Annotated in this window: 22 protein-coding genes and 2 pseudogenes; 5 read left to right on the top strand and 19 right to left on the bottom strand. The window is 52.5% G+C overall.

The genetic code is table 11. The annotated features are described in order from the left end of the window. Window positions 1-53: 53 nt before the first annotated feature. The 7 genes from mhpT to HV302_RS18940 form a co-directional block, all read right to left on the bottom strand. Window positions 54-1,265, bottom strand: a complete 1,212-nt coding sequence (gene mhpT / locus HV302_RS18910; RefSeq protein WP_016155816.1) for a 3-(3-hydroxy-phenyl)propionate transporter MhpT — start codon at window positions 1,263-1,265, stop codon at window positions 54-56. A 68-nt stretch (window positions 1,266-1,333) separates the two neighbouring features. Beyond that, the gene (mhpE, locus tag HV302_RS18915; RefSeq protein ID WP_016151976.1) at window positions 1,334-2,347 is read right to left on the bottom strand and encodes a 4-hydroxy-2-oxovalerate aldolase; all 1,014 of its coding nucleotides are present in this window, start codon (window positions 2,345-2,347) and stop codon (window positions 1,334-1,336) included. Then, entirely contained in the window at window positions 2,344-3,294 is a 951-nt protein-coding gene (mhpF, locus tag HV302_RS18920) for an acetaldehyde dehydrogenase (RefSeq protein ID WP_181626417.1), read from the bottom strand. Before mhpF ends, mhpE begins: the two co-directional genes overlap by 4 nt. Further along, window positions 3,291-4,100 carry a 2-keto-4-pentenoate hydratase gene (gene mhpD, locus HV302_RS18925; RefSeq protein WP_016151974.1) on the bottom strand — a complete coding sequence of 270 codons (810 nt, stop codon included), beginning with the start codon at window positions 4,098-4,100 and terminating at the stop codon, window positions 3,291-3,293. The genes mhpF and mhpD overlap by 4 nt, the downstream gene beginning before the upstream one ends. Window positions 4,101-4,109: 9 nt before the next feature. Continuing rightward, a complete protein-coding gene (gene mhpC / locus HV302_RS18930) occupies window positions 4,110-4,976 on the bottom strand; it encodes a 2-hydroxy-6-oxonona-2,4-dienedioate hydrolase (RefSeq protein WP_016151973.1) in 867 nt (288 codons plus the stop codon). Window positions 4,977-5,004: 28 nt separating this feature from the next. Continuing rightward, complete coding sequence (gene mhpB, locus HV302_RS18935) at window positions 5,005-5,949, bottom strand: 2,3-dihydroxyphenylpropionate/2,3-dihydroxicinnamic acid 1,2-dioxygenase (protein ID WP_016151972.1); 945 nt, start codon at window positions 5,947-5,949, stop codon at window positions 5,005-5,007. Window position 5,950: 1 nt separating this feature from the next. Then, a complete protein-coding gene (locus tag HV302_RS18940; protein WP_181626418.1) occupies window positions 5,951-7,615 on the bottom strand; it encodes a bifunctional 3-(3-hydroxy-phenyl)propionate/3-hydroxycinnamic acid hydroxylase in 1,665 nt (554 codons plus the stop codon). A 193-nt stretch (window positions 7,616-7,808) separates the two neighbouring features. On the opposite strand from HV302_RS18940, the gene HV302_RS18945 reads away from it, so the two are divergent. The 3 genes from HV302_RS18945 to HV302_RS18955 all read left to right on the top strand — a co-directional run bounded on the left by HV302_RS18945 (window position 7,809) and on the right by HV302_RS18955 (window position 9,603). Next, window positions 7,809-8,621 carry a DNA-binding transcriptional regulator gene (locus HV302_RS18945; protein ID WP_181626419.1) on the top strand — a complete coding sequence of 271 codons (813 nt, stop codon included), beginning with the start codon at window positions 7,809-7,811 and terminating at the stop codon, window positions 8,619-8,621. Between the two features lie 135 nt (window positions 8,622-8,756). Beyond that, entirely contained in the window at window positions 8,757-9,062 is a 306-nt protein-coding gene (locus HV302_RS18950; RefSeq protein WP_101700596.1) for a putative quinol monooxygenase, read from the top strand. 133 nt (window positions 9,063-9,195) lie between these two features. After that, a complete protein-coding gene (locus HV302_RS18955; protein WP_326928722.1) occupies window positions 9,196-9,603 on the top strand; it encodes a hypothetical protein in 408 nt (135 codons plus the stop codon). 146 nt (window positions 9,604-9,749) lie between these two features. Here HV302_RS18955 and HV302_RS18960 read toward each other — a convergent pair whose 3' ends face one another. The 6 genes from HV302_RS18960 to HV302_RS18985 form a co-directional block, all read right to left on the bottom strand. Further along, on the bottom strand, window positions 9,750-10,124 hold the full coding sequence (locus HV302_RS18960) for a hypothetical protein (protein ID WP_202633421.1): 375 nt from the start codon (window positions 10,122-10,124) through the stop codon (window positions 9,750-9,752). Window positions 10,125-10,419: 295 nt separating this feature from the next. Further along, window positions 10,420-10,896, bottom strand: coding sequence for a cold-shock protein (locus HV302_RS18965; RefSeq protein ID WP_016151966.1), 477 nt, complete (start codon window positions 10,894-10,896; stop codon window positions 10,420-10,422). A gap of 86 nt (window positions 10,897-10,982) precedes the next feature. After that, on the bottom strand, window positions 10,983-11,228 hold the full coding sequence (locus HV302_RS18970) for a YmjA family protein (RefSeq protein WP_016151965.1): 246 nt from the start codon (window positions 11,226-11,228) through the stop codon (window positions 10,983-10,985). A gap of 269 nt (window positions 11,229-11,497) precedes the next feature. Beyond that, a complete protein-coding gene (locus tag HV302_RS18975) occupies window positions 11,498-12,193 on the bottom strand; it encodes a hypothetical protein (RefSeq protein ID WP_326928723.1) in 696 nt (231 codons plus the stop codon). Further along, window positions 12,174-12,617, bottom strand: a complete 444-nt coding sequence (locus HV302_RS18980; RefSeq protein WP_181626420.1) for a hypothetical protein — start codon at window positions 12,615-12,617, stop codon at window positions 12,174-12,176. The genes HV302_RS18975 and HV302_RS18980 overlap by 20 nt, the downstream gene beginning before the upstream one ends. After that, window positions 12,614-12,940 (bottom strand): polymorphic toxin type 25 domain-containing protein, encoded by a 327-nt coding sequence (locus HV302_RS18985; protein ID WP_181626421.1) that lies wholly within the window; start codon window positions 12,938-12,940, stop codon window positions 12,614-12,616. The genes HV302_RS18980 and HV302_RS18985 overlap by 4 nt, the downstream gene beginning before the upstream one ends. A 41-nt stretch (window positions 12,941-12,981) precedes the next feature. On the opposite strand from HV302_RS18985, the gene HV302_RS18990 reads away from it, so the two are divergent. Continuing rightward, a protein-coding gene (locus HV302_RS18990; RefSeq protein WP_223429336.1) for an IS1 family transposase occupies window positions 12,982-13,679 on the top strand; the annotation gives its coding sequence in 2 pieces (ribosomal slippage) (window positions 12,982-13,231 and window positions 13,231-13,679; 699 coding nt in all). 96 nt (window positions 13,680-13,775) lie between these two features. Here HV302_RS18990 and HV302_RS28630 read toward each other — a convergent pair. From HV302_RS28630 to HV302_RS19025, 6 genes and pseudogenes are all read right to left on the bottom strand, one after another. Further along, window positions 13,776-13,919: a polymorphic toxin type 25 domain-containing protein gene (locus HV302_RS28630; RefSeq protein ID WP_181626423.1), complete on the bottom strand. Its 144-nt coding sequence runs from the start codon at window positions 13,917-13,919 to the stop codon at window positions 13,776-13,778. Between the two features lie 229 nt (window positions 13,920-14,148). Then, window positions 14,149-14,418: a hypothetical protein gene (locus HV302_RS19005; protein ID WP_181626424.1), complete on the bottom strand. Its 270-nt coding sequence runs from the start codon at window positions 14,416-14,418 to the stop codon at window positions 14,149-14,151. After that, window positions 14,405-14,731, bottom strand: a pseudogene (locus HV302_RS19010) (VENN motif pre-toxin domain-containing protein); the annotation flags it as partial. The gene HV302_RS19005 and the pseudogene HV302_RS19010, both read right to left, overlap by 14 nt. A 355-nt stretch (window positions 14,732-15,086) precedes the next feature. After that, the gene (locus HV302_RS19015) at window positions 15,087-15,458 is read right to left on the bottom strand and encodes a DUF6911 family protein (protein WP_225622988.1); all 372 of its coding nucleotides are present in this window, start codon (window positions 15,456-15,458) and stop codon (window positions 15,087-15,089) included. Window positions 15,459-15,471: 13 nt separating this feature from the next. After that, window positions 15,472-15,636, bottom strand: a complete 165-nt coding sequence (locus tag HV302_RS19020) for a cytidine deaminase-like fold-containing protein (protein ID WP_181626426.1) — start codon at window positions 15,634-15,636, stop codon at window positions 15,472-15,474. A gap of 27 nt (window positions 15,637-15,663) precedes the next feature. Beyond that, window positions 15,664-16,361, bottom strand: a protein-coding gene (locus HV302_RS19025; RefSeq protein WP_223429336.1) for an IS1 family transposase whose coding sequence is annotated in 2 segments (ribosomal slippage) — window positions 15,664-16,112 and window positions 16,112-16,361 — 699 coding nt in all. Because the reading frame shifts where the segments join, the coding sequence is not laid out codon by codon here. A 57-nt stretch (window positions 16,362-16,418) separates the two neighbouring features. On the opposite strand from HV302_RS19025, the pseudogene HV302_RS19030 reads away from it, so the two are divergent. After that, window positions 16,419-16,556, top strand: a pseudogene (locus HV302_RS19030) (diguanylate cyclase domain-containing protein); the annotation flags it as partial. Window positions 16,557-16,594: the final 38 nt, after the last annotated feature.

Below are 16,594 nucleotides of genomic sequence, written 5' to 3' on the forward strand. Positions count from 1 at the left end.
GTTCACCCGGAAGTGGGAACCGTATCTCCCCACTCATACAACCGAACGATTGTTTATGAGCCACTGGTCGGGATCGGCATCTGCGATTTACGGCTCATCAGGAAAAATACCGCCAGCCCTGCCAGTAAAATGCCCGGCGCAGAAGCTGCCATCACGCCTACCGTTCCAGTGCCGAGCGCTAACATTTTTCCTGCCAGCAGCGGGCCGCTCATCGCCCCCAGACGCCCAACGGCGACGGCGGTACCCACGCCTGTCGCGCGGATCTGCGTACTGTAAAACAGCGGAGCCAGCGCATACAGCACGCTTTGTCCTCCAGTAGCAAACATCCCCGCCACAAATCCGGCCATCAGCATACCGCTCAATGACGACACCGTCCCCAGCGCCAGCAGCGAAGCCAACATCCCGGTGTAGATCAGAAGCGACATGACCACCGGGCGCAGTTTGTCCATTAACGCCCCGAGAATTAACGTGCCGCTGGCCGCACCGATTTGCAGAGCAAACATCACGCCAGCCGCCTGCGAGGGCTGAAAGCCCTGCTCCACCAGCAGCATCGGTAGCCAGTTGATCAGCATATACACCACCAGCAGGGTGAAGAAATAGCACAGCCACAGCAGCAGCGTGGCTGTCGCGGTAGCAGGTGCGAACAGGGCGCGCAACGGCGCGGCGGCCACCTGCGTTTGCTGGGCATAAACCTGTGATTCTGGCAGCCAGCGCATCAACAACGGCACCAGCAGCAGCGGGATCACTCCGCCAACCCAGAACACCGTTTGCCAGGCGGCGGCCAGACCGCTAAACCCGAGCGCCGCCGCTAACGCCGCGCCAATCGGCACGCCACAGTACATCAGGCTCACCGCCGTACCGCGAAAACGGGGGCCCGCCGCTTCGGAGGTCAGCGCGATCAGATTCGGCAACGCCGCGCCCAACCCGACGCCGGTCATCAGACGGGCAAACACCAGCGACGAGAAATCCCAGGAAATCGCCGTCGCCAGCGAGAACAGGCCGAACAGCGCCACGGAGGCAATAAGAATACGCTTGCGGCCATAGCGATCGGCCAGCATGCCGCCCACCAGCGCGCCGGGCAGCAGCCCGAGAATGCCCGCACTGAAGATCCAGCCCATCTGCATTTTATCCAGCGCAAACGCCTGGGCGATACCGACGGCAGCGATCCCGGCGGCCTGTAGATCCAGCCCTTCCATCAAGGCAACTAAAAAGCAAAGCCCGACGGTCAACGTCAGGCGGTAAGATGTGGGGGTACGGGTAGTCATAAGATGTACCTCTGAGGTCACGATGCAGGTGAGTCGCGGCTGATACGTTGCCAGCCGCGTAATCATTTTTATTTGCTATTGCGCAGATCCAGCGCCACGTCGACGATCATATCTTCCTGGCCGCCCACCATTCGGCGTTTGCCCAATTCAACCAGAATATCGACCGCGCTCAGGCCATAACGCGCCGCCGCCACTTCGCAGTGACGCAAGAAGCTGGAGTACACCCCGGCATAGCCCAGTGCCAGCGTTTCGCGATCCACCCGCACCGGACGGTCCTGCAATGGACGCACCAGATCGTCGGCGGCGTCCATCAGCGCATACAGATCGGTGCCGTGCTGCCAGCCGAGCTTATCCGCAGCGGCGATAAACACTTCCAGCGGCGCGTTGCCCGCGCCAGCGCCCATACCCGCCAGGCTGGCGTCGATACGGTCGCAGCCCTCTTCCACCGCAGCAATCGAGTTCGCCACGCCGAGACTCAGGTTGTGATGCGCATGCATTCCGGTTTCTGTCTCCGGCTTCAGCACCGCTTTCAGGGCGCGGAAGCGGGCGCGAATATCGCTCATATTCATTGCCCCGCCGGAATCGACCACGTAGATACACGTCGCGCCGTAGTTTTCCATCAGCTTCGCCTGCTGCGCCAGATTCTCCGGCGTGGTCATATGGCTCATCATCAGAAAGCCGACGGTATCCATGCCGAGCTCACGCGCGTACTGAATATGCTGGGCCGACACGTCCGCTTCGGTGCAGTGGGTCGCCACGCGCACCACTCGCGCGCCGGCCTGATACGCGTTTTTCAGGTCATGAAGAGTGCCGATGCCCGGCAGCAACAGCGTGGCGATCTTTGCGTGTTTGACCACGTCTGCTGCCGCTTCAATCCACTCGAGATCGCTGTGCGCGCCAAAGCCGTAGTTAAAGCTGGAACCTTGTAAACCGTCGCCGTGGGCCACCTCAATGGAATCAACCCGCGCGTCGTCCAGCGCTTTGGCAATCTGGCGCACGTTTTCCAGCGAGTACTGGTGACGAATCGCATGCATACCGTCGCGCAGGGTCACGTCAGAGATATAGAGTTTTTTACCGTTCATGCTGCTTCTCCTGCCTGACGGGTGAGTGACTGCGCCATCTGCTCAGCGGTCGCCAGCGCGCTGGAGGTCATAATGTCGAGGTTGCCCGCGTAGGCGGGTAAATAGTGCGCCGCACCTTCTACTTCCAGATACACCGCGGTTTTCAGCCCGGAAAACTGACCAATACCCGGCAGATTCACCGGTTTATCCTCCGGGATGACTTCAAACTGGACGCGCTGTTTCAGGCGATAGCCCGGCACATACGCCTGCACCGCCGCCGCCATGTCATTAATCGACGCTTCAACTTCAAGCTGGGAGGCCGCTTCGCTCAACACATACACCGTGTCGCGCATCATCAGCGGCGGCTCAGCCGGGTTAAGTACGATAATGGCTTTGCCTTTAGCCGCGCCCCCCACCACTTCAATCGCCTTCGAGGTGGTTTCGGTAAACTCGTCGATATTGGCGCGGGTGCCCGGTCCCGCAGATTTACTGGCGATCGAGGCGATAATTTCGGCGTAATGGACTTTTGCCACGCGAGAAACCGCCGCCACCATCGGGATGGTCGCCTGCCCGCCGCAGGTCACCATATTGACGTTCTGCTGGTTAACGTTGGCCTCCAGATTCACCACCGGGACGCAGTACGGGCCGATCGCTGCGGGCGTCAGGTCGATTAGACGGATCCCCGGTTTTACGGCGCGCAGCGCGGCGTCATTTTTCACGTGCGCGCCCGCGCTGGTGGCATCAAACACGATGTCAATGTCAGCGAATTCTGGCATCGCAAGAAGCCCCGTCACCCCTTCATGAGTGGTGGCAACGCCCATACGCCGGGCGCGTGCCAGACCGTCGGATTGCGGATCAATCCCCACCATCACCGCCATCTCCAGACGTACGCCGTGACGCAGAATTTTAATCATCAAATCGGTGCCGATGTTGCCAGAGCCCATAATGGCGACTTTACGCTTACTCATGACTGACTTCCTTTTGTAACCGCCGCTGAAAAGGTGGCGGCAACTGAACCAATACCGTCGATATGGGCTTCGAAACGATCGCCCGCATTCACCGCCACCATCGGGCCTAACGCCCCGGTGAGAATAATGTCCCCGGCACGCAGCGGCTCGCCGAGGCTGGCCATTTTGCGCGCCAGCCACACGGCGGCGTTGATCGGATGTCCCAGACATTCGCTACCGCGCCCGCTGGAAACCTCTTCGTTATTGCGCGTCATTTTCATCGCGCAGTTTTTCAGATCTAATCCTGCCGGACGTTGTGCCGGACCGCCGACCACATACACGCCACAGGAGGCGTTATCCGCCACGGTATCAACAAACTTGATCGACCAGTCGCGAATACGGCTGCCGACCACTTCCAGCGCGGGTAGCACCCACTCGATGGCGTTGTACAGCTCGTCAAAGGTGGTATCGGCATTGGGCAGATCGCGGTTCAGCACCAGCGCAATCTCCGCTTCAATACGCGGTTGTAGCACGCGGGCAAACGCAATGGTGTCGTTGTCGCCGTAGCACATGTCGGCGAACAGCGTGCCGAAGTCCGGCTGATCGACGCCCAGCTGCTGTTGCACTTTCGGGTGTGTCAGCCCCACTTTGCGCCCGACGACGCGACGCCCTCGCGCCACGTCATACTGCACATTGATACGCTGAATGGCGTAGGCCGCTTCGGCGTTATCCACGCCGATCAGTTCACGCAGCGGGGCGATAGCGTCCCCTTTTTCCTCAGCCTGACGTAAATCGGCGGCTAACTGCTCAAGATTAAGATTCGTCATGTCCGTTCCTTAAGGGCGTGCGAGGAAGTTCAGCACCAGCTGGTTAAAAGCATCCGCATGTTCCCACTGTGCCCAGTGCCCGCAGTCGCGGTAGATGTGCAGCTCAGACCCGGCAATCCCGGAGAGCAGGCGCAGGCCGGCGTCCATCGGCACGAAGCGGTCGTTGCGTCCCCAGACAATCAGGGTCTGGGCTTTGATTTCGCCCAGGCGCGGGCTGAAATCCGGAAACTGTTTCGGGTTGGCTTCAAGGCTGTGGACAAAGTTTTCCAGGTGATCGCGACGCGACAGCATGTTATTCAGACGCGCCTCAAACAGCGCCTCGGTCAGGTCGCTGGTGTCGAAGACAAAGATCTCCATCATCAGCTTCAGGTTCTCGATGGTCGGTTCGCGGTACAGCTGATTCAGGCGCTTGATGCCTTCGGTCGGCATCGGGGTAAACAGGCTCATGCCCCCCGTCCCGCCGCCCATCAGCACCAGCTTGCCCACACGCTCCGGCCAGCTCAGGGTGAACGCCACGGCACTGTGGCCCCCCATCGAGTTGCCCAGCAGATGGATTTTCTGAATATCCAACTGATCGACGACGCTTTTCAGGATGCGAGCATTGAGATCGGATCGCGAACCGCGGTTAACGATGCCATCGCTTTTGCCCCAGCCAGGACAATCCAGCAGGATCACCCGGTATCCAGCCTCCACCAGCGGATCGATATTGCGGCTGAAGTTCGCCCAGCCCGTCGCACCCGGACCAGATCCATGCAACAGCACGACAGTCTCTTCGCCCTGCCCACAGTCATTGAAATGCACGCGCAGCGTTTCGCCTGCTTCCTGCACCTGCAGAAAACGACTGGTTGCGGCTTCGGTTTGCGGTTGGTAAGTCATGATGTTCTCCTGCATATTCAGTTCTGTTTCAGTTCTGTGTGGTGGCGCTCAGGGAGCCGAATCCAGCGATCCACTCTGGGATCGGGCGGTAATAACGGCCTTCGCTGCGCCAGTTGCCAAAGGCAGAAATAGCGGCGAAGGCAGCAACCCAGGTTTTAACTTCGTGCGTTGATTTGCCCGCCATCGCGGACAGTTCTTCGTTACTGACCGCGTCCAGCTCCTGCAAACGTCCCTGTTCAAGCAGCGTCATAAAGCGGTTATCCCAGACAGGGTTAAGCGGATGCAGCGTGTTTTGATCGGCCACAAACTTCTCGGCGGCGCTGATCACCCGCTGCTGGCGCAGCTCGCGCTCGTTTTCAGGCAGTTGTTTGCCGCTGCCGAGCAGGCGGTCGCGCATATGGGCATCGGCCTTCGCCAGCTCCGGGACCGGCGGCTGATGCGACAGGCCGCCGGAGCCTAAAAACAGCACACGCTGATTCAGCGAGCTGGCGAATCGGCCAATCGCTTCACCGAGCATGCGGGTACGCTGAAAGCCCGGCAGCGGCGTGGCGACGCCGTTAATAAAGACTGGCAGCACCGGCACGTTATCCAGACCGCCGAGCAAAAACTCCAGCGGCTGCGCGAAGCCGTGATCGACCTGCATGTTGTAGGACACGGCGAGATCGATGCCGCTTTTCATTACCGCGTGGGCGCAGGCTTCAGCGAGATCTGTCGGCACCGGCAGCTCCCCCGCCGCGCTGCCGAAATCGCCGATCGCCGTAGCGCCTACGCCTAAACAGAACGGCGGCATCACGTCGTAGAAAAATCCGTTGTAGTGATCGGGGGCAAACAGCACCACCAGTTCAGGGTCGAACGCCGCAATACGTGCCCGGGCGCTGGCGATCACACCGTTAACCTCGTCGAGCACGGCCTGCGCCGGGTCGACGTAACCCACCAGCGGCGAGTGGGAAAGACAGTGAAGATAAGCGTGCATATCAGGCCACCTTTTCAGCGGGAATGTGGGCATTAACGCGGGTGAGCGTCATTACCGACGCCAGTTTATTCAGGGTACTGCCCAGGGTTTGCGGAATGGCGATGGCGGCCACAAAGCGGTCCGGGCGTATCACCACCAGCGCGGCGTTGTGCTGGGCAAACCACGTGCGCAGGCGGTTTTGCGTATCGCCAATGCGGGTAACGCCGTCGTGGTTATCCTGATCGGTTTGTATCTGTGTATCCGGCACCACCTGGATAAACTGCGTCCCCAGCGCCTGCCACTGTTGGATCTGCGCCTCGCTCATGCCCCACAGCGGGTTACAGCCCCAACCGATCACCGCGAAATTCGGTCCGATGACGTTGTCGAGCAGCGTCACTTCACCTGATTCCAGCGTTACCTTCGGCTGGATAAACATCTTGCCAACGGGGGAGGTTTTCGCGTCGCCTTCACGCACCAGCGCCCCGGCGTGGTACTGCGGCATCGGCTTAAAGCGCATTTCAAGGAAGTAGCGTTTGACCGGCGGAATGTAGTTCAGCAGCCAGGAAACCCCGTCGCGCACCGCGCCGTGCCAGCGTTTCGGCGGCGCAAGTACGTTGCCTGCGGTCACCGAGAGATCGATCATCGCTTTGGCGTGGTCGCGGCGCTCCTGCTGGTAGGTATCCAACAGCGCATCACCGGCTTTGCCCTCAATCACCAGCGCCAGTTTCCACGCCAGATTGAAGGCATCGCGCATGCCACTGTTGTACCCCTGCCCCTGCCAGACCGGCATAATGTGCGCCGCATCGCCCGCCAGCAGCACGCGGTCAATGCGAAAACGTTCGGCCAGACGTGCGTTATGGGTATATACGCGCTGGCGGATCAGCTCGACGTTGTCCGGGTTCGGCAGCACTTTGCTCAAAAGCTGGCGCATATTCTGCGGTTCGCTGAGCTGCGCTTCGGTTTCCCCTGGCATTACCATAAATTCAAAGCGGCGCACCGCGTGCGGCAGCGCGGCGGAGACATACGGGCGCACCGGATCGCAGCACAGATACACATGCGGCGTGCTGAGCGGATCGTTAGCGATATCCACCACAATCCACTGATTCGGCGCGGTTTTGCCTTCAAATGGCACATTCAGCGAACGTCTGACGTTGCTGGCCCCACCGTCGCAGGCCACCAGCCACTGAGCTTTCACCGTTTCACGCTGGCCATCCGGCGCTTTCAGGTTCAATTTCACTTCACCATTTTGCTGGCTGAAAGCTTCCAGTTCGCGAGAGAACAGGCAGCGCACGTTGGGAAAACGCGACAGCCCTTCCAGCATCACCGCGTCCACCTGCGGCTGAATAAACGCGTTGCGGCGCGACCAGCCAAATTCGTCGGTCATCGGCTGGATATCAGCAAAACAGCGCCCTTTCGGGGTGAGAAAGCGCATCGCATGCCACGGCGTGGTGTGCGGCAGAACATTTTCGACCAGACCGACGGACTGCATGGTGCGCAGCGCTTCATCGTCAATGCCGATGGCGCGAGGATAGTCGATAAGGGTATCGAGCTTCTCCACCACCAGCACCTCAATGCCCATCTGGCCAAGATAGTTCGCCATCATCAGCCCTACCGGACCGGCTCCGGCAATCGCTACCTGCACGGTGTGCTGCACAGCGGGTTGGATATCTGGATTTATTGTTGTCATTTCAGAACCTCACTACTCGGACAAAATGCAATTGCAGACCCTGGTGAGGCGCAATTGTTTTTTTGTTAAAAGAATGTGAATAATTTTTTATTGTGCGGTCAGTATAGAAGTGAGTTTTTGCGCTACAATCAAAACATGCCTGGATGTGCACTAAGTGCACCACGTTGTTTTAACTGTAGATTTGTCAATAAATATGAAAAGTGACGACAGTACCGAATACAAAACCGTGCGCGGGTTAACGCGCGGACTAATGTTATTAAATATGTTAAATCGTCTCGACGGCGGGGCCAGCGTTGGCCTGCTGGCAGAGCTGAGCGGCCTGCACCGCACCACGGTCAGGCGACTACTGGAAACCCTGCAGGATGAGGGTTACGTCCGGCGCAGTCTGTCCGATGACAGCTTTCGCTTAACCATTAAGGTCCGTCAGCTCAGTGAGGGATTTCGTGACGAGCAGTGGATTTCTGCGCTCGCCGCCCCGCTGTTGGGAGATTTGCTGCGCGAGGTCATCTGGCCGACCGACGTTTCCACGCTGGATGTGGACGCGATGGTGGTGCGTGAAACCACCCATCGCTTCAGCCGCCTGTCGTTTCATCGGGCGATGGTCGGGCGTCGTTTGCCGCTGCTGAAAACCGCATCCGGCCTGACCTGGCTGGCATTTAGCCCGGAGAATGAACGTCAGGAACTGATTGAAATGCTGGCTTCACGACCAGGAGATGAGTTCCAGTTGGCGCGCGAACGGCTGAAGCTCGACGCCATTTTGAGCCGTGCGCGAAAAGACGGTTTTGGCCAGAACTTTCGCGGTTGGGATCAGGAGGAGAAAATCGCCTCCATCGCCGTCCCCATTCGCAGTGAACAGCGGGTGATCGGCTGCCTGAATCTGGTGTATATGGCCAGCGCCATGACCATCGAACAGGCCGCAGAAAAACATCTTCCGGCCTTACAAAAGGTGGCGAAACAGATAGAGGACGGCGTTGAGTCGCAGGAGATTTTGGTTGCCGGGAGGTGAGATGGATCACAGTTAAGCGGATCATCGGATTAATAGCTGAGATAACTCACTCACCGACCGATATAACACTGTGGCGTCTTGCCCTAAATATATCTTCATCACATAGTGTGCATTCGTTTTCTGCCAGGAGGCTGCATGTTAAAGGTCATTGCCGAAGATTTCATCAAACCTGAGTATATTGAAACCGTTCTCCCTTGGTACCGTGAGCTAATATCGGCGACGAAGAAAGAGCCGCAATGCATTGCTTATGACCTCTATATTGATGAAAAAGATCCGGGGCATTTTATTTTTATCGAAGAATGGCCAAACCACGCGGCTCTCGATGAACATTGTGCCAGTGAGCATTTCCGGCGACTTGTGCCGTTAATCGATCAATACACGCGCCAGGAAGCACGTTACATACTGATGGATGACGTGGTAAATCCGACGGTCTCATCATAATTAAGAAACAGGATAGATAATGAAGAAAGTACTTGGATTACTATTAATTATGTTTTTAACAGGATGCTCCACACCAGGCAAACCAGCCTTTTACTACCCCTGAACGCAGTACAAAACGGGCATCGATATCCAGTTGCCGAAAGCCCCTAAATATAATGATGCTTTTCATGGGACTTTACGCCTCGACGACGATGGCGATTATGCGATGATAGTTATCTATAACGGCGGGAATGTCGTTAATCAGTTCGGCTATGTCACGAAAAGCAATCTTGATAACTGGATCGCACTTTATTCAAACTTCTTAAAATGGGATCCACAAAATTCGAGTGTAACAACAACGTTCACCATCCCAGATGCTGGCTCAACGTTTAACAAGGAATACGACGTTGAGTATCGTTTTGTTCAGGGCAACAAACTTTTTGTCATTAATAAACATAGTTCCGGTACCTGGTTTATCGACTTCTCTGAGATATCGATAAACGAGGCAAATGTACAGAAAGCACTCGATGTCTATGAAGGATTGAGAGGCAAGCTTAAGTAGCCAGATGCTGACCCTGGTCTCTTGTAAAGAGGCCAGGATATTCTCAATAATAGAACTATGGTCAGCGAACAAGAGTTCCTATCCCTAATTACGAAGCCAGAGTCATATCAATAAAGAGAAGCGTCAACAGTCGCTCCTTCTGCTTTTCATATGCGCAACATCAATTTTAATTTTTTAATATTTTCATCATCCGGAACCTGGTGTATGTCAACACAGTAGCTCTCTTCATACTCTTCAATTATTTTTTGGGCCTCTCCTCTACGGTTTCGGCCATTCATCCATAACTCATCTCTGGCATCCTGACCTATTCTCATCATGTCATAAGAGCTAATATGTGGTGGTGAGCGTCCAAATATAGCAGTGACACCATTTTTTTTGTAATTTTCTTGTGCCAGGGAATTACCTACCTCATTAACTGCCAAACCACACTTTAGTAACTTTTTAACTTTCGTTTCCTGACTATCACAACCCTGCAAAATAAACAAACCTGCTACAATGATCGCTATTTTATATATTTTCATCTTTCGCCCGAAAAATTCATATAAACTCATTACGAAGTGACCAACTCCGACAGATATTTATGTCCTCATAATGAGGTAAGCATCAGACCTCGGCTTTGTCACTGTCGGGATAACTGTATCATCTGGAATACTTACAAAACAATTCAATATAATCAAAAGAATTCTTATACTGCTGCAAGTGGGATTCGAGTTGTCAAAGAAAGCTATTCTCAATTCACCCCATTCACACAGTACTAAACCGAAACCCCGCTTCAAAAAAGAGCAGGATTTCGGTTTTCATTCACTCTGAAGGGCTTCAGACCTTAAGCAGTTTCACCGTCTCGTCGATATCGATTTCATCTTCCGAGAAGATCAGCGTCGTGCCCTGGAAGGTGGTGATGGCCAGCTTTTTCAGCGTGCGCATTTCACCAGGCTTCACGTCTGATTTCGGTCGGATGCTGTTCATCAGCACACCAACGGACAGCACCGCATTTTCTTTGTCGATACGAGTCTCAGCAGGGACTTCTTCGCTGTAGACCAGGTAAGACTTGATCGCCGTGAGCTTCAGACGCTCACCGGCGATATAGATGTATTTGCTGTCGGGTATGACTTTTACCGCGTAGGCAGATAAGCCTTTGTTGTTGGTGGTAGGCTCAAAGGTCACCGCCGCGTCTTTCTTGATCAGCTCAGGATTAGCAACCTTAATCACATGAAAATAGCGGTTGTCGCCGTTTTCATCCTTGATAAATCCAAAGCCTTTATCTTTAAACCACGTTGTGATTGTTCCGTTCATTGCTGTTTCCGCCTGATTAAACCTATTACTTGTAGAGTATACCTACTCAATTTGCGCGCAGTGTAAAACACAGGCCATGTCTTTGGCTACTCGTTCCCCCAACGATTGAGGAACTCCGCGATATCATCGATACGCTGTGCGTCGACTCCGGCCTCGGTTGCCATCTCCTGCTGCGCTTCTTCGCTGATCTCTTCATTGTTCATCAAACGAGTGATCAACTGCTGGAAGTAGTGTGCCAGTGCGTCGCGTTCTGTATCGCTCACCGGCTTTGCAGCTTCAGTCGCGTATTCGTCGGCGATATCATAAAATTTTAGCGGAATGTCGTTGTTCATCGGGTGCTCCGGGGTAAATGCGTGTGCCAGCAGTTGCCTGCCGCGTCTGGTGTGAATGATAGCATTCTTATTTCATGGTTCGCGATATGTTTTATTGGCTGCAATACGTTGCATATATCAACACTATTTTCTGGAGCCGCTTCGAATTTAATAAATCAGCCCTTATTTAAATGACTGTGTTTTTATTCAGCTCGGTATAACAGCCACAGGTTAAATAGTGTAGTAACGAAGGAAAGTAGTTAAAGTCTTTTCCCGGAGCATTAAATGATTTAGGGGATATTCCGGTGATTAAACAGCAAAAAATAATGATTCCCCTGCTGGCCTGCTAAGCGAAGCGCCATCGAGCATTTATCCTCGCCGCCACTCCCCCTCCAGGATGGCGGTGTACCTCCCCCTGTTAAGCCTGACATTATGAAACTGAGATAATCAAATTTATCTCCTGAATTACCAGTTGCAATCTGAACAGCGCCGTTCGCGCCATAACTCAACCCGGCGCTGACAACTTTTTCACCCAGCGTGGCTGATGACGTTAATAATGAACCTGCTCCGGCAACAGTACCCCAGTAATTTTCTGGCTCTCCGAAGAAGGCCAGTGCCCTATCACTTTGTGACGTATTGCTGTTCAGATAGTTCAGGTCATAGCTGTTACCGTCAGTGACGTAATCCCTCACATCCTGGTTTTCCAGCGAACCATATAACCAGCCAGGTCTGCCCGCTGCGCTGAGTCCACCCTCAATATTCCATTTATCTTCCCCGGACAGCGCCGTCAGAGGATCCGCAGCGACATCAATATGCAATTTCTGTCGATTGTCAGCACTCATTACAGCATATTTATTCTGGATATCACCACAGTCCCCCCCGGGTTCACGACAGGCTGTCATTTCTTTATCGAAAGTCTGTGTTTCATCCCAGCTAAGATAGTTATTCTCAACATTAGTGATAAGCCTATCTAAATAATAATACATACATTACTGATGCAATATATAAAGCTCTGAGAAACCATAACAAAGCCCCAGCAAATCCATAGGTTTTTCCTGCTAATAGTATGCTAAAAAAACCCTTCCGACCATCAACTGCTCCCTTGAAATGGCCAGCATATTTGTAAAAATACAACGCTAGAAACCAAGTTATCACAATCAGTGGAAAGTAAGCTACTCCCTGACCACCACTAATGAATTTGAGAGCATATGATAATGGGAAACCAACAAGCAACGCTATCCTCCCCATAAATAAACTAAAGGACTTCCTTCTAAGGAAAAATATGCCACTAAAATATTCATTCATGCCTATTGGAGAATTTAGGGGCAGCATATTGCTTCTAGCATAGTGAAAGAATGATATGAAAAAAATTGCTAGTGATAGCGCGATCGTGATGATATCGGGGCTCATTTTGCTTTACCCTGGTAGAAGTCATGATGAAAGAATTCAGTTCCAGAGGAACCGTTGATATCCACTTTTTCACCGGCAACATTGGTTGATATTCCGCTCCACCCCCAAGCCGGCCCTACTCCGAAACTAAAACCAACACCATCTTTTCCATAAGATATTTCGCTAGAAACGATCCCGAGCCCAAAGCCTGCGGAACTATTTCTTTCGGAATTAATAGATCCGGAGAAATATGGTCCAAACTGTATCCCTATTTGCCCAGAGATACGCCCACCAATAGCTAAGGTTTCTCCACGATTAGCTGAAAACTGGGGTGATGCTGCCAACTTACTGATTTAGTGTATGATGGTGTTTTTGAGGTGCTCCAGTGGCTTCTGTTTCTATCAGCTGTCCCTCCTGTTCAGCTACTGACGGGGTGGTGCGTAACGGCAAAAGCACTGCCGGACATCAGCGCTATCTCTGCTCTCACTGCCGTAAAACATGGCAACTGCAGTTCACTTACACCGCTTCTCAACCCGGTACGCACCAGAAAATCATTGATATGGCCATGAATGGCGTTGGATGCCGGGCAACCGCCCGCATTATGGGCGTTGGCCTCAACACGATTTTACGTCACTTAAAAAACTCAGGCCGCAGTCGGTAACCTCGCGCATACAGCCGGGCAGTGACGTCATCGTCTGCGCGGAAATGGACGAACAGTGGGGCTACGTCGGTGCTAAATCACGTCAGCGCTGGCTGTTTTACGCGTATGACAGGATACGGAGGACGGTTGTGGCGCACGTCTTCGGTGAACGCACTCTGGCCACACTGGAGCGTCTTCTGAGCCTGCTGTCGGCCTTTGAGGTCGTGGTATGGATGACGGATGGCTGGCCGCTGTATGAATCCCGCCTGAAGGGAAAGCTGCACGTAATCAGCAAGCGTTACACTCAGCGCATTGAGCGACATAACCTGAATCTGAGACAACATCTGGCAAGGCTGGGACGGAAGTCACTGTCGTTCTCAAAATCGGTGGAGCTGCATGACAAGGTCATCGGGCATTATCTGAACATAAAACACTATCAGTAAGTTGGAGTCATTACCAAAACTGGGATGGATCTATACTTGTATCAAAATAATAACCGGCACCTGCACCTCCGGCTACTTCACCTTTAGCATATGGTTTCACCTTGACTCTGTTCCCCATGAAGGCCCCATATGCGAAGCATCTATTGCATCACCGACCTCTTCTGCGCTCTTTCCTTGCTGATTCGGATCAAATGCCAGAGATGCATCCTGCTGTACGCGAGGCGGCACAAGCACAGACATTGAGTTATTCTCAACAACAACTCGATCCGACGTACACTCCAGTGAGGATACCAATTTTTCCCTGTGCTTTCCGTGAGTTACAACAGATTTTACCTGCTGTACTTCCGGAACGGCAACTTTTTGCGCTGTTAAGCGTTTTTAGCTCCGCAGACGCTACCGCCCGGCCACGGTACCTAGTGCATTGTTACGTCTTATAAAATGATCCCGGTTCCAACTTCGGGATCTAAAACTATAGATATTTTACTGGGATATGAGATAACTGTTCTTCAGCAGACCAGTTTTCAGGCTCAGATTTTTTATGATGCCACTTAGCACCACCATCTAGCCATTTTTGCCGATATTTCTTAACTCCTTGCAATGTTGAATCTTCGTAACCGAACTCGACCCCACAACAATCACATATATCGTATGTTGGTGATTCTCCATCATCGCCCCAAGGGGCATCTAATTGCTCAGCACCACATACCCGGCAAATATATAGTTCATTATTTTTGTGCATTGAAATAGTCCAAATTTGTTGGATAACCATGATCTGCGGGATCTGGCCTGAACATTGTTTTAGGAACACCATCAGCATTTTTGACTGCAAACGTGTTTGACGATGGATTGTAGTAAATCGTATCACCGTTTTTACGTGTTGTGGAAAGTGTGCCTATTGGCGGATTTGTTACAAAATTATGTGCTGCATCTACATATTGTTTTGAGTTCTGATACTCTGGGAACTCAGATTTGTGTTTATCCCAATGTGAATAAGCATTGGAAACTGGTTCATTCTTCTTAGTTTCTGTCCAAATCTGAGTATCTTTTGGCTTTCCATTCTTAGAGACTCCACCTCCACCCTTCAGTAGCTCGCCATCAGCCCCTTCAATCCCGATTTTCAGCATTGGATTGATATCAAAGATACCGGGCTTATCCTTGCTCAGCGAGTTATTCTCCACAACAACTCGCTCCGGTGCGAACTCAGCCGCCGTAACCACTTTTCCCCTGTACTTTCCGTGGGTTACAACTGCTTTTTCCTGTTGTACTTTATGCCTAGGATTTTTGCGCTGTTAAGCGTTTTTGGGGCCACAGACGCTACCGCCCTGCCGTGACACAAGGTTTATCGCGCCACCATCATATAAGCAAACTACAGTACCACTTAGGATGCTGAAGTCTTGGATTTATATTTCAATTAAGAAGTTCTTTTGATACGTTGCCAGTATCAAAAAACTCTTTTAAGATTTTTACAATAAGTTCACAGTCTTTTGTAAGCTGAGATTCCGGCCAGTAATCTCCAAGAATCACCATTCCTATATCAGGTTTAGATGAATCCCAGTACGTTCTTACTTGGTATTCATCTTCGACAATTTCACCTAATGTTATCAAGTAATAATCATTCTCCGTTCTGACCTGAAGCATTTCAGCGCTATCATCGCCACTGTTCAGTATATCAAGAGTAAGGGTTCCTTTTTTCCCCTGAATTTGTTTAAACTGATTTAATACCATATCCCAATTTGAGATCTGTTTATTGCCACCTGTTTCGTCCAGTGTCCAACTCATTTTAAATTTCATTTTAATCCCTAACCTTGAGAGATTTCATGCCAGGCTGCCAGTAGAGGACAGAACCTGTAGCCTCTTCATAAATTGTTAAAGATTTTAGCCCCGCTTTATCAGCCATAACTGCTATATCACCGCGGCAATAACCACATACAGGCTCTTTAGATACACTCATTGTCATCTCACGCCCTTGGGTAATGACTCCAACTTACTGATAGTGTTTTATGTTCAGATAATGCCCGATGACCTTGTCATGCAGCTCCACCGATTTTGAGAACGACAGTGACTTCCGTCCCAGCCTTGCCAGATGTTGTCTCAGATTCAGGTTATGTCGCTCAATGCGCTGAGTGTAACGCTTGCTGATTACGTGCAGCTTTCCCTTCAGGCGGGATTCATACAGCGGCCAGCCATCCGTCATCCATACCACGACCTCAAAGGCCGACAGCAGGCTCAGAAGACGCTCCAGTGTGGCCAGAGTGCGTTCACCGAAGACGTGCGCCACAACCGTCCTCCGTATCCTGTCATACGCGTAAAACAGCCAGCGCTGACGTGATTTAGCACCGACGTAGCCCCACTGTTCGTCCATTTCCGCGCAGACGATGACGTCACTGCCCGGCTGTATGCGCGAGGTTACCGACTGCGGCCTGAGTTTTTTAAGTGACGTAAAATCGTGTTGAGGCCAACGCCCATAATGCGGGCGGTTGCCCGGCATCCAACGCCATTCATGGCCATATCAATGATTTTCTGGTGCGTACCGGGTTGAGAAGCGGTGTAAGTGAACTGCAGTTGCCATGTTTTACGGCAGTGAGAGCAGAGATAGCGCTGATGTCCGGCAGTGCTTTTGCCGTTACGCACCACCCCGTCAGTAGCTGAACAGGAGGGACAGCTGATAGAAACAGAAGCCACTGGAGCACCTCAAAAACACCATCATACACTAAATCAGTAAGTTGGCAGCATCACCCGTTTTCTATTACCGTCAGTATTGGTATTGCCGAATATGACTATCATCCCGACTATAAACAGTTGGTTGATAAAGCCGATCGCGCACTTTATCTGGCGAAAAGTAATGGCCGCGACCGCGTTGAGGTTTATCAGGAATAATCGTTGCCCTGCAGAGAAATAAATACCCCGTTCAGGGT

Origin of the sequence: Citrobacter sp. RHBSTW-00859 (assembly GCF_013729795.1) — a bacterium.
Taxonomy (GTDB): Bacteria; Pseudomonadota; Gammaproteobacteria; order Enterobacterales; family Enterobacteriaceae; genus Citrobacter; species Citrobacter braakii.